This is a genomic window from Dapis hubbardiae BLCC-M172, assembly GCF_050016015.1.
In the GTDB taxonomy this organism is placed as follows: Bacteria; Cyanobacteriota; Cyanobacteriia; order Cyanobacteriales; family Microcoleaceae; genus Trichodesmium.
Genome location: NZ_JBNHEQ010000177.1, coordinates 1 through 13,865 on the forward strand (window position 1 = coordinate 1; position 13,865 = coordinate 13,865).

Genomic DNA, 13,865 nt, shown 5'->3' on the forward strand with positions numbered 1-13,865 from the left:
TCCTATTCAAAATAACAACCAGTTAAATTTTCTGTTCTAGATTTCAAAGTAGTCAGGGGTCTTTTTACAGCGCTTTTCAGATGGATAAACCACATCGTCATAATCAAAACTCTGTAGGGGCGAATGGCCATTCACCCCTACCGTTGTCTACTGAAATGAAAACCGCTGTAAGCCAGAAGCCAGAAGTCAGAAGTCAGAAGTTACATAGGACTTAGGCAGAGGTACTATATATAGAGTCAAAAAACTAGAACGTTCGAGTTTTGAACACTATATACATTGTCTTAGCGTAAGTCCTGACTACTTATAGTATTTATTTCTAAAAATGTACTTAATAATTGTTACTCAGACCTTATTAAACTGACTCTTATCAGATTTTATTAAGTTCAAATTTATCAAAATAATATTGGGTCTAAAACCCCGCCTTTTAAGGCGCAATATTTTTGGAGCGTTGCTCTAATCCCTGTTACAAAAATAACTTCTGACTTCTGACTTCGTTAAGGGAAAATAGTATTAGATTTTTTGAGAGAGTATAGAAAGAATAATTAATAGAATTTTTGCTAGTTACAAATGAATTTTGAATTATTCTAGCCTTTGATATCTTTATCAATTATCAAGAGTAAGTAATTTATAAAATAACCTCAAAAAAAATTATTTACCGAAAAATTAAGGTATCAAGCTTCTCCATGAATGGAGAAAAAGGAAAAAAAATTATTTTTACTAAATCCTCTTCTTTATAATAAGAGGTAATTATTAATTATTGAACTCGATCTATTTAATTAACTCAAATGTTTTCTCTATTTTATAGTCAACACCCTGAAAAATAAGCTCGTTAAACTACCTCTACATAGAGAAATCTGTAATCGAAAAATAGTCAAGATAGACGAAAAAAGAAATCAGTTGAATATTATCCCGTAATTAGATTACATAGGAGATGAAAAAAATCAACTTCAGTATTTCAATGGTCTGGCTTCATTTAGATGTATTGATAATTGATAACTGAAATGATCGAAAGTAGCTTGATAACAATAGATTAAGATAGAGAGTAGAAGGCACTTAGAGAAAATATAAGCGGATTTATTATCAGAAATATTGGGAAAATCCACTGTTCCCCATTTCCTATTCTCTGTTCCCAGTAATCAGTATTTCTTAATATCTATGGTTACTTATGCAGCACTACTAAAAAACTCAATTATAATTGTATCTTACTAGGTTTATATTTTCTGTGATTATTGATCATATAGTGTAGCTAAACTATTGATTATATAATAACCTATCTGCTAAAAACAGATAAATTTTACAGTCAATTAAGTTAATCGAATTTTCTACATTCGACTTAAGCTTTAAATCACAAAAAAATTACGATTATTTACAGAGTAGGAACAAGCTGAATTCGTCCTGCATCCATCTCCTCCATTAATAACTCTAATGCTTCATAATCTACATCGGAAATATAGCCAAGTCGTGTCAACTCTGAGTTGATTTGATTTTCTATTTCAGGAGTTAATCGCCGAAAATAGAGCGCTCTAGATACAAGTTTCCGAATCACACAATTTGGTTCCATGGCTAATCTAAGTAAAAACTCTACATAATTAAATTCTCTGCTAGATATTTACCCTGATAGGTGATCCAATACTATTGGAGAAAGTGATATTCATCATTGAGACCTTGAGGCCAGAACGAAGTTAAATTTGTGACTCCTAGTTTCACACCATAAGTTTTTGGTGCTATGTTGAAATATATCTAACCATAAAATACACCTTAAGTAGTAATAGTGGCAGTAGCAGTAGAGAATTTACTTACACCCGATATCCACAAACCTGCTCGTTACCTTGGTAATGAGTTTGGTGCTTTTCATAAACCTTGGGACAGCTCTCAAGTCCGCTGGGTGCTTACCTACCCAGAAGTTTATGAAGTAGGAGCTTCTAATTTAGGACATATAATTCTTTACAATATCTTAAATTCTCAGCCACAGCAATTATGCGATCGCGCATATTTACCTGCTCCAGATTTAGCCCAAAAATTAAGGGCCACAAATACTAAACTATTTGCTGTAGAATCTAGGCGATCGCTTACTGATTTTGATATTCTTGGCTTTAGCCTCAGTTATGAATTAGGGGCTACAAATATTCTAGAGATGCTAAGTTTGGCTGGTATTCCTTTGACTTGGCAAGAAAGACTAAAAGAAAGTAAAAAGTGTTACTCCCCCACTCCCCCACTCCCCCACTCCCCCACTCCCTCACTTCCCCTCATCTTCGCCGGGGGTCAAACAGCAACTTCAAACCCTGAACCTTATGCAGACTTTTTTGATTTTATTGCTTTAGGGGATGGAGAAGAGTTACTGCCAGAAATTGGACTAATAGTTCAGGAAGGCAAAGCTAATAAGTTAAGCAGAGAAGAATTGCTTTTAGACTTAGCCCAAATTCCTGGTGTCTATGTGCCACAGTTTTATCGCATGGCTGAAGATGGCTCAGTTTTTCCTATTCGTGATGATGTGCCAGAAAGAATATTGCGTCGAGTGGCAGCTCCTATGCCAGCTTATTCTATAGGTTTAGTTCCTTATGTGGAAACAGTCCATGACCGATTGGTTCTAGAAGTACGACGTGGATGTACCAGAGGTTGTCGCTTTTGTCAACCAGGTATGTTAACTAGACCTGCACGAGATGTGGAACCAGAACAAATAGTCGATACTATTGAAAAAGGTATAAGTAAGACAGGACATAATGAGTTTTCTTTGCTTTCGTTGAGTTGTTCAGATTATCTTGCTTTACCAGCGGTAGGAACTGAAATTAGAAATCGTTTTAAGGATGAAAATATTTCTCTATCTCTACCAAGTCAGCGAGTAGATAGGTTTGATGAAAATATTGCTAATATTATTGGCGGTAATCGCCAAAGTAGTTTGACATTTGCTCCAGAAGCTGGTACCCAACGAATGCGGGACATTATAAATAAGGGTTTGACAAATGAGGAACTTTTGCGGGGGGTCAAAACTGCTTATGACCAAGGTTGGGATAAGGTTAAGCTCTATTTTATGATTGGTTTGCCTGGGGAAACTGATGTTGATGTGTTGGGTATTGCGGAAACAGTTAATTGGTTACAGCAAGAATGCCGAGCAAAAGGTCGCAAAAAGCTACAGGTTACTTTGACAATTTCTAATTTTACCCCCAAACCTCACACTCCTTTTCAATGGCATTCTGTTTCTGTGGCTGAATTTGAACGTAAGCAAGAATTACTCAAGGCAGAATTTCGGAGGATGAAAGGTGTAAAGGCAAATTATACAGATGTCCGTCTCTCGGCAATGGAGGATTTTCTGGGTAGGGGCGATCGCCGTTTAGCATCTGTGATTCAACGTGCTTGGGAAAAGGGTGCTGGAATGGACTCTTGGTGGGAAAGTTTGGATCGAGCTTTTGCTGCATGGAGTGATGCTATTAAAGAATCAGATTTGAGTTGGAAGTACCGTCAGGTAGAAAGTGGTGAATGGAATGTATTTGAAAATACGGAAAATAATCAAGATATATGTAATGAGAAAATAAATTCCCTACTTGACCAAGCTTTACCTTGGGATCATATAGATACGGGAATTGATAAAAATTGGCTCAAAGAAGATTTACAGAAAGCTTTGGCAGAAGCGACTGTTCCTGACTGCTCTTTTGCAGCTTGTTCTCATTGTGGTGTATGTGGTCCAGATCTAGGTCATAATATTGTGGTTCCACCACCACCAATTCCAGAGTTTGTTGGTAAGTTTGTTCCTAATCAAAATCGGGTACAACGTCTACGAGTTTGGTTTGGGAAGTTAGGAGAGATGGCTTTAGTTAGTCATCTAGATTTAGCTAGGTTATTTGCTCGTGCTGTCCGTCGGAGCGACATACCTATTGCCTTTACGGGAGGATACCATCCAAGTCCACGGATTATTCCAGCTAATGCTTTATCTCTAGGGGTAACTAGCACGGGGGAAGTAGTGGATTTTGAGTTGACAGAAATAATGGATGTGGTAACATTTCAGAATAAATTGGAGAGTCAATTGCCAGTTGGTATACCTATATATAAGGTAGAAGAGGTAGAGGTTAAGAGTCCTTCTTTATCTCAGATATTGGAGAAAGCAGAGTATATTTTGAGGGTCAGGAAAACTAATGACTCTGCAAAAGATTTGATACAAGACTGTGAGAATATAAGAGAATTTGAAGGTAATGACTGTTCTACTGGGTTTGGAGACCAAACCCCTACTGTTTGGCAAGGGTGGGTAGAGGCAATTACAAACAGGGAATCAATTCTTTGGGAACAAAAAACCAAGTCGGGTAAGGTAAAGGTTGTTAATTTACGCGATCGCTTGTTTGAATTGGAGTTTTTAGAGTATCCAACAGCTTTAAATTCTTACCGTAGGGACGTTGCATGCAACGTCCCTACAAGCTCTTGTAAGTCAAATTGGAATTATGAAACTGATGGTATTATTCGTTATGTAGGAAGTTATCAGAATGATGGAACTTTACTAAGACCACAAAATATAATTTATATGCTGGAACAAGTCAGCAAGCTAGAGTTTGAATTGCTGCATACTCATCGGCAAAAGTTATTTTTGGGTTGATCAAAGTTTCAGGAAAGTCTCTTAAGAAGCTTTGGTTTTATCAGTGTGGAAATTCAAAAGATTACTCTAGTTTGAACAAGCAGAAACTATAATTAATTAATCAAAACTGAAACAGTTTTGATTAAGGAAATGCTAACTTATTAGCAACCTTACATAACTAAAGTAATAGAATTTATTTTTGGGAAAGTCTTAGCTTACAAGAGATTCAGGAATTTTCCTCAATTACCCTCTGAGCTGTGTTATGTTAAGTGCTCTGATTTTTAGGCGATCGCTGATCTGAAATCCTACAGGACTTGTACAAGGCCAATATCATGTTTAATCATGGTCAAGGTAGACGATGGCCTTGCAACCTCAATAAATATAACTTAATAGGCTGTTATAGCAAATTGCTCAAATAATGTTATAAATAATGGTCTAGGATTTGAGACTCTGAGAAACTTAATTCAGTCATAGTGATAAAATTAAAATTTATCTAAGACCTACCAGCTACTACAATTAATTAGGTTATTTGTAATAATCTTTTTTCCATAAGGTATTATAGCTTGCTATTCCAAAATCTACGAGGGTGTCTATGCTAAAATGCTAGGTTAGAGATAATCTTATAGTTATAGTTTAAGTTCATAAGCTTATTAAGGATTGCTTGACCCACAAAATAAAGCTGGACACCCTACTAATTTCAAAAGCTGAAGATCAAAAAATTACTCCATTAAAAGCAAGAAAATTAGCTTTGTGTAAAAATGGGGATAATTCGATATTGACATGGATTTAAGAAATTAAGCTTTGACAAAAAACTTTAAAGTTGTAGTGCGAATAATTGAGGATTGTCCTTAATAAATTGATTAATTTCAGTACAGAGTCATTAGATAAATTGTCCGTTTATTTATTGATTACGTTACTGTATTATGAATCAAAAAGTTAGTAAGAGAATTTTAACTAAAACAATGCTAAAATTAGAAAGTATGGAAATTATACAGTGAATCATTGATAGATTAATGAAAACCGAAACTAGACGTTAATTAGTCTGACTGCTAAAATTTTATAGCACTAACAAAGGGATAAAATTTAGAAATAGTCAGATGGGAATTAAAACTTATAATTAATTAGTTAAGTTGAGAGGATATCATCCTGATAATTAATTCTATTAATTGCTCTAGTTAGAAGTTCCTGTTTGCGGAGCATTCCGGAACTGAAAAGAATATATCATTCTAAGTTGTTAGAATTGATGCCAAATATCAAGTTTTGTAGAAAAGGTTGGATTAGTTTTGTTGTTGATAATTTTAGTAGTTGCTGAGTAACCAAGTCTGTACAAGTTGATGGAAATATTCAGCTTGGTAAGGGTGAAATGAAACGGAAAAAGCTCAACACCAGACTTAAGTATTATCCAAAAAACCGAAGTTTAAAATTCACACAGCAAAGCAATTAATATCCAACATTATAAGTAACCTACATAAAACCAAAGGTGACTTAATTGACAACGCCACATTTTTGTTTAAACCTCGCCCTTAAGAGCGGGGTCTTAGAAAGGGAAGGGCTTGGTTAACAAGTCTGTACAGGAGGAAATTGAATGCCGAAGCAAATAATTATCGCCGAGCAGCAAAGAATCGCTGCTGTATTTTCTGAAGACCAAATACAAGAACTTGTTGTTGCTAAAGGCAGCCATCAAGTCAGCGACATATATCTAGGAGTTGTGGAAAATGTATTACCTGGAATAGATGCAGCTTTTGTGAATATTGGAGATCCTGAACGTAATGGATTTATTCATGTTAGCGATCTAGGGCCATTGCGATTGAAGCGCTCTTCTGGTGCAATTACTGAATTACTGACACCTCAACAAAAAGTCCTAGTGCAAGTAATGAAGGAACCTACTGGGACAAAAGGGCCACGTTTAACAGGAAATGTAACTCTACCAGGCCGTTATTTGGTTTTAATGCCTTATGGGCGGGGTGTAAATTTATCTCGACGTATCCGTTCTGAGAATGAGCGAAGTCGCCTTAGAGCCTTGGCAATTTTAATTAAACCAGCGGGTATGGGTCTATTAGTCCGTACTGAAGCAGAGGGTATGGAGGAAGAAGCGGTTATAGAAGATTTAGAGGTTTTGCAGCAACAATGGGAAACTATCCAAATTGAGGCTAATTCTAACAGGGCGCCGGCACTACTAAATCGTGATAATGATTTTATTCAAAGGGTGTTACGAGATATGTATAGTACCGATGTGAATCGGATTGTGGTGGACTCTAGTGAGGGAGTGAAGCGAGTTAAGCAACATTTGCTGAACTGGAGTGGGGGCAAACCATTACAAGTTTTGATTGACCATCATAGCGATCGGATTCCTGTCCTAGAATACTTCCGGGTGAATGCAGCTATTCGAGAAGCTCTCAGACCAAGAGTAGATTTACCTTCTGGTGGTTATGTGATTATCCAACCTACTGAAGCGTTAACTGTTATAGATGTCAACTCTGGTTCTTTCACACGTTCTGCTACAGCAAGGGAAACGGTACTTTGGACAAATTGTGAGGCAGCTACGGAAATAGCTCGTCAACTACGCCTGCGTAACATTGCGGGAGTTATTATTGTTGATTTTATTGATATGGACTCACGGCGAGACCAATTGCAAGTTCTGGAACATTTTAATCAGGTTCTCAGAGCTGATAAGGCTAGACCTCAGATAGCTCAGTTGTCGGAGTTGGGGTTAGTTGAGTTAACTCGTAAACGGCAAGGTCAAAATATATATGAGTTGTTTGGTCGTACTTGTCCTAGTTGTAATGGGTTGGGACATTTGGTTCATTTGCCGGGTGAATCTGAAGCTTCTATTGGAGAGGTTAATTTGTCTGTGGTTACTAGGACTCCAGATGTTGAAGAATCAACGAGACCTATGACTGTTGCTTCTCCACCTTTAGTTAGTGCAGCCCAAAACCCTTCTTTAGAAATGACACAGGGATATCAAGAAGTGGAGCTTGCTAATAATGGCTCAGATTTAGAATTATTGAATCATCCTAGTTATCAGGAGTCTACCCGTCGCCGTCGTCGCCGTAGGGTAGGAGTAGGTGAAACTATGCAGGATGAGGCTTTGGAATTACAGGAAAGGGAGTTAGGGTCGGGAATGGAGTATCCTATCCTTTCCGAAGGATATCCACTTACGACTCCTAATCGACGGTCAGGAAGAGAAATAATTAGACCTGTGACTGAACCTCAAGAGATAGTGACAGTAGAAATGACGTCTGATGAGCAGGATGTCTATGCTTTGATGGGTATTTCTCCGATAACACTTTTAGAGGAGGGAGCAGTGAAAAATCCCAAGTCGGCAATTATCTCTATTAAGAAACCAGGGGAGGGTAATTTGAGAAAAACAACGACAGAAAAGGAAGAAGATGTAGAAGTTGAATCGGTAGTAGATTACGAAGAAGAAGAAGATGCTCAGGAATTAGATAATTTTGATTCATCGGTGTCTTTGGAGCAAGCTGATGATTTTGATGGTGATGAGGAAAATGATAATTACGAGTCAGAGTTGATTGATTCAGATGTTGAGATAAACTCAGATAGCAATGACTCTGATGATTCTGGGCCAATTCGTCGTCGTCGCCGTCGTTCTTCGGCAGTGACAGAAGAATAAGGGAAAAATTTTCTAATAATGTTGATGTACCTGATGTGATACCTCATGGCTATGTCATTGGTGTAGACTTGGGACTCGAAAAGTTTTTAGCAACCAGCTAAAGTGAATTCATCCAGGAACACAAATTCTTCAAAAAGTCTGAAGGCAAGCTGAAATTGCGAGAAGGGAAACTGAAAAATAAGAAGAAAGATTCACTAAGCTGGCTGAAAATCAAAAAAACAAATTGGGTTGGTACACGAAAAGATTCACAAATGTAGAAAGGACTTCTTTTTTAAGACAGCAGATCATTTGTCTGAACAAAAAAATAAGGACAATAGCCTCCCCTTGGATAGCCGGAGGTAGTGTTTAGCGTTCCGCACAACTTCGTTAACGCTCGGCGACATGTTTGCGGAGCATTCCCTATACGAAAAAGCCTAGCTCCGACCCAGGAGTCAAGAGGCAGTTACGACCTAGAAGGCTAAATGATAACTGAAATGACTCCTGAATGCTAAGAATTTGTAGCAAACTTTTTTAAATGGTACTTATGACTTGTTCTGAGTTGATTGATTATCCATCCTCTCTTCTAACTGCTGGTGTGGATGAAGTGGGGCGTGGGGCATTATTTGGCCCTGTGGTGGCAGCAGCGGTAATTTTGTCAGAGGAGGTTTTGGATGATTTGGCTAGTAGTGGGGTGAAAGATAGTAAAAGGTTGGCAGAAAAACGTCGGTGTCACTTGGCGACTCAAATTTTGGCCGTGGCTTTGGATTGTAAGATTGGTATGGCTTCTGTTCGAGAGATTGACCGCTTGAATATTCTACAAGCTTCTTTATTGGCGATGAAGCGGGCTGTTATGCAGCTGCAACCTAAGCCTGATTTGGTTCTGGTTGATGGGAATCAAGAAATTAGAGATTTACTGATACCTCAAAGGACTATTGTTAAGGGGGATAGTAAATGTTTGGCGATCGCTGCTGCGAGTATTGTGGCTAAGGTTTGGCGTGATACTTTGATTATGCGTTTAGCTAAAAAATATCCTGTTTATGACTTGACTAAAAATAAAGGTTATGGTACGCAAAAACATAAACAAGGAATCGTAAATTACGGGGTGTCGCCTCAGCACCGTCTTTCGTTTAGTCCTTGTCAACCTTCTTTATTTTCTATTTAGCTCTAGAAATTATCGGGAAATAAAACAAATACTAACTCCCCCAGAATTTTTGCTGGAGTTGAACCAATTTAGGATTTAAGCATTTTGAGTTTTAAACACTACATATCTATAGCGCTATAGTTTTTTAAGACTATATAGTATAGGGCTTGCTGATTAAATATCCAAGTATTGACATATAAAGGTTTGAGTATTTTTAGGCTCTAAAAAAGTGCCTGGTTTTCAGTTGATTTCGCTCAAAAAGTTAGCATTTTGCGGAAGAGTTGGGCAAAAAAATTACTCCCGTAAGGACGTTGTATGCAATGTCCCTACTGCTTCCCTGCTCCCCTACTCCTTAAAAAAGACTTTTTCAGCAAACCCTATATATATTGTCTCAGCGTAAGTCCTGCATTTATCAAAGTTAAATTGAATATTTAATCAACTATTGCGCAACAGTTGAATATAAAGTCAAGTAAAAATTATCTACTAGATTTTTGGCGTTGGTAATACCAGAGGTGATAAATATTTGTTAGAAATTAAAGCAGCTTGATTATAACTGCTGATTTTAACGAAAGCGGACACCTACCCCTCCACCATTGTTTGGGATAAATTCAATTCCACCTTCTTCAAGAGCCTAGCGATTTTGGAGATGTTGTATGGGAACCTTTTGGAGGATTATGTACTGCTTCTATTGCTGCTAAAAATTTAGGTCGTAAGGCATTTGCTTGAGAGATAGATTGGACTTACTTTTTTTTATGGTGTTCAGAGAGCTAAAGAATAATATCGTCAGGGTTAATATCTGTAATAAATAACTTTTCTTGAAGAGTTAACTTAGTTTTTTCTGTATTTTTACTACCGAGTAATTTTGCCCATTATTTTGTCGTGCGGAATGTGGGATTTATCTACATTTCTTGTGCTTTTAATTTCAACCTGTTTATTATCAACCCATTGATAATATGTATATGGTTCTTCTACTATATAACGAACTTTTGGAGACATTTGTTCGAGGCTATATCCTGCCACACCCGCAGCAATTTTGGCAACTTTTGCTTGTTCCCAGTTATGATAACGATTGCTAAGAGTTGAACAAAGAAAAAATCCTCCTACTAGCAATATTAAAACTAAAATTAGATGGGGTAAACTTTTAAGTAAACTTGAATATCTAGACACCAACTCATTAATCAGAATATTCGCTTCGGATTCTTTGCTATTATGGATAGAAAAATTGATAATTGCTATTCCTATACCTAAGCAACCAGTGAGAATAATTAATATGATTGATGCTTTAAGAATTTGATTGCCAAGTTCAATCAGTTCTTGAGGATGGGTAATATCGGGTATATTTGGAATGCCTTGACTAGATGACCACATATTTTGAATATATATAAGGTTTTAAGTATTAAATTATAGGTCTGACTCTGGGGTAATTCTCCAAAAATTAACGCCAGTATATAGTTGATTAACTATATAGATAGGTGTGGAAAAGCTTGACTATACTAAGATTTGTCAATGAACTCCAGTTTTTGCCAGGATAGTTAGCTAGGTAGATTTATATTTAGTTATATAGTTGAGAATTTTAACACCTATTTACTTAAGCCAACATTATTATTAATTGCCCATCTAGAAAGACTCTAGTAATACCTACAAATTTTAAAATTTAATTCTCCTACTCTAGCTAATTTGAATTAAAAATTTTGTAATTAGGCTCAAGTTATGGAAAATAAAACATCAGAAAATCTTTTTAACTCCCCATTCCCTATTCCCCATTCCCTATTCACTATTCCCTAATTACTATTAATTGATTGCCATAATAGTATAACTGCCAAAGATTTTGAAGATTTTGGTATAGGTTTTCAATTCTTCTATTGCTGCCTTAACATAATTAAGATTACTATTCGCTTCTATATCAATAAAAAATAAATAATCACCCAGAGATAACTTAGTCGGACGAGACTCTATTCTACTCATATTAATCTCCCTTTTAGCAAATACTTGTAATGGTTGAACTAAAGCTCCCGGTACATTTGCAGGTACAGTAAAACCTCAAGAAGTAAAAACTAAATTTTCTGGTTGATTTATCGTATTTACTTAAGCCAAAATTATTATTAATTGCCCATCTAGAAAGACTCTAGTAATACCTACAAATTTTAAAATTTAATTCTCCTACTCTAGCTAATTTGAATTAAAAATTTTGTAATTAGGCTCAAGTTATGGAAAATAAAACATCAGAAAATCTTTTTAACTCCCCATTCCCTATTCCCCATTCCCTATTCACTATTCCCTAATTACTATTAATTGATTGCCATAATAGTATAACTGCCAAAGATTTTGAAGATTTTGGTATAGGTTTTCAATTCTTCTATTGCTGCCTTAACATAATTAAGATTACTATTCGCTTCTATATCAATAAAAAATAAATAATCACCCAGAGATAACTTAGTCGGACGAGACTCTATTCTACTCATATTAATCTCCCTTTTAGCAAATACTTGTAATGGTTGAACTAAAGCTCCTGGTACATTTGCAGGTACAGTAAAACCTAAAGAAGTAAAAACTAAATTTTCTGGTTTATTTATCCTATTAATTATCAGTTTTAAAGCCGAATTTTCTATTTCTGTACTTCCTTGTTTCAACACCCAAAAGCGAGTACAATTATCAGGATAATCATTAATTGGGTAAGCTAATATAGGCAATTGATAAAGTTCAGCAGCTCTTTGAGAAGCGATCGCTGCAGCACTCCGATCTGTTTCTAAATGCTCTAATGCTTCTGTGGTAGAATTAGCTGGAATTTGTTGTACTTGTGGCAAAAACTTTTCTAACCAACTTTGACATTGAGCTAAAGCTTGTGGATGAGAATAAACAGTTTTAATCTCTTCAAAATTACTAGCTAATGATATTAATCCATGAGAAATAGGTAAGACTAATGCAGTTTGAATTTCTAAAATATCCAATTGCCAAAGTGTATCTAGAGTAATAGTAACGCTTCCTTCGATAGAATTTTCTACAGGTACAACTGCCAAATTAACTTCCTCTTTAGAAACAGCCCATAAAGTTTGAGCAATACTAGGATATGGGCACAGAATAGATTTTTGACCAAGCTGACTTAGTTTGTGAGAAAATGCCACTGCTGCTGTCTCCGCATAAGTTCCAGCAGGGCCAAGATGTGCTATAGAAATGGTCATTTCAGTTATCAGTTATTAGTTATTATAGAAATTACGGAAAGACTATGTATATAGTGTTCAAAACTATAACGTTATAGTTTTTTACTCTATATATAGTATTTCTGCGTAACTCGTGTATTAGTTAACCTCCTAGAGAGGAACTTTGTTAACAGTACCTTCTACTGAATTAGGAGGCAAGAAAATCCGCAATTTCATTTTTTATTCCCTTTTTATTCCCTTTTTATTCCCTTGTAGAGCGAAAGTGGCACAGCTAAGAGAATGCTTGAGACCTGATTTCTTCCTCATAAAATCCCGTTCTGTTTTAGATTTTATATTCAAGGAAATCTCTATAAATTAAAATAATTTACACTTTGCAAAATTAAATTACATTTATTTACTTATTTCTCATTAATAAGGCATTATTATTTATGAGAATTAATTAATTTTACCTAAATCTGATTATAGTTATTGACCAAACTTGAGTAGATACTTTAATATGATCTGAATCACATTAATAAATGTGAATTTTAATTAAAATTTAGCCATAAAATATTGATTTTTTGAAAAAAATATGATTATAAAATTTACTGCTTCACAATCAGTAGATATTCCTGTAGTAGAGGAACAAGTTCCTATTCAGCATTACCTACGTCAGCCAAAGCGTTTAGTAAATGCTTTGACAGACCCAACAAGATTAGAGCAATTAGATCGAGATTGTTTCCGTTTGAAAATGCGTCCACTAAACTTTATGATGTTGACGATTCAACCAACTGTAGATATGCGGTTGTGGTCTAGTCCTAAAGGCAAAATTTACTTAAAGTCAGAGAGATGTGAAATTCGTGGGATAGAGTACATAAACCAACGCTTTAGTCTAAATCTGATTGGCATTCTTGAACCCATTCAAATAAAAGGAGTTACTCATCTCAAGGGTAAAGCTGATTTAGAGGTTAAAGTAGAATTACCCCCTCCATTATGGTTAACACCATTACCAGTTTTAGAAACAACTGGTAATGGCTTGCTCAAAAGTGTATTAATGACAATTAAACAAAGACTAACCCATCAATTATTGGTGGATTATCATAAATGGGCTTGTGATGAAACTAAGGTATTAGCTCAAAGTGAACAAACATCTATTTTAGCTTCTGGTAGCCAAAGTGTATGATTGAGAAGTCTTGAGTTCTACTGCTTCTCGTCCTAAATATCAAATTTAATTACAGGACATACTTCCTATTTTCATAGCAGTTTCCAAAGCTATAGTCATTTCACTTTAGATTGAGACAAAGCTTCCTTGCTATGAGGGAGTTTCAGGCGAAAAAACTTCTCATTTTTAAGTTAAACTACTATATGAGGTACAGTTGTTTTTATTCTTTTCTATTCCCTATTCCCTATTCCCTATTC

7 protein-coding genes and 1 pseudogene are annotated in these 13,865 nt (G+C 35.8%); 4 read left to right on the top strand and 4 right to left on the bottom strand.

Annotated features, from left to right (window positions below; genetic code table 11):
* Positions 1 to 1,366 precede the first annotated feature (1,366 nt).
* Positions 1,367 to 1,561 (bottom strand): hypothetical protein, encoded by a 195-nt coding sequence (locus ACP6PK_RS15945; protein ID WP_426560730.1) that lies wholly within the window; start codon positions 1,559 to 1,561, stop codon positions 1,367 to 1,369.
* 210 nt (positions 1,562 to 1,771) lie between these two features.
* Here ACP6PK_RS15945 and ACP6PK_RS15950 point away from each other — a divergent pair, with 210 nt between their 5' ends.
* From ACP6PK_RS15950 to ACP6PK_RS15960, 3 genes are all read left to right on the top strand, one after another.
* Positions 1,772 to 4,579 (top strand): TIGR03960 family B12-binding radical SAM protein, encoded by a 2,808-nt coding sequence (locus tag ACP6PK_RS15950; protein ID WP_426560732.1) that lies wholly within the window; start codon positions 1,772 to 1,774, stop codon positions 4,577 to 4,579.
* A gap of 1,564 nt (positions 4,580 to 6,143) precedes the next feature.
* On the top strand, positions 6,144 to 8,189 hold the full coding sequence (rne, locus tag ACP6PK_RS15955) for a ribonuclease E (protein WP_426560734.1): 2,046 nt from the start codon (positions 6,144 to 6,146) through the stop codon (positions 8,187 to 8,189).
* 514 nt (positions 8,190 to 8,703) lie between these two features.
* Complete coding sequence (locus tag ACP6PK_RS15960; protein ID WP_094672313.1) at positions 8,704 to 9,330, top strand: ribonuclease HII; 627 nt, start codon at positions 8,704 to 8,706, stop codon at positions 9,328 to 9,330.
* An 828-nt stretch (positions 9,331 to 10,158) separates the two neighbouring features.
* On the opposite strand, the gene ACP6PK_RS15965 is transcribed toward ACP6PK_RS15960, so the two are convergent.
* The 3 genes and pseudogenes from ACP6PK_RS15965 to pheA form a co-directional block, all read right to left on the bottom strand.
* The gene (locus tag ACP6PK_RS15965) at positions 10,159 to 10,677 is read right to left on the bottom strand and encodes a hypothetical protein (protein ID WP_426560736.1); all 519 of its coding nucleotides are present in this window, start codon (positions 10,675 to 10,677) and stop codon (positions 10,159 to 10,161) included.
* Positions 10,678 to 11,100: 423 nt separating this feature from the next.
* Positions 11,101 to 11,346, bottom strand: a pseudogene (locus tag ACP6PK_RS15970) (ACT domain-containing protein); the annotation flags it as partial.
* A 251-nt stretch (positions 11,347 to 11,597) separates the two neighbouring features.
* Positions 11,598 to 12,488 carry a prephenate dehydratase gene (gene pheA / locus ACP6PK_RS15975; RefSeq protein WP_426560738.1) on the bottom strand — a complete coding sequence of 297 codons (891 nt, stop codon included), beginning with the start codon at positions 12,486 to 12,488 and terminating at the stop codon, positions 11,598 to 11,600.
* Positions 12,489 to 13,038: 550 nt separating this feature from the next.
* Here pheA and ACP6PK_RS15980 point away from each other — a divergent pair.
* Positions 13,039 to 13,629: a DUF1997 domain-containing protein gene (locus tag ACP6PK_RS15980; protein ID WP_426560740.1), complete on the top strand. Its 591-nt coding sequence runs from the start codon at positions 13,039 to 13,041 to the stop codon at positions 13,627 to 13,629.
* The last annotated feature ends 236 nt before the right edge of the window (positions 13,630 to 13,865 follow it).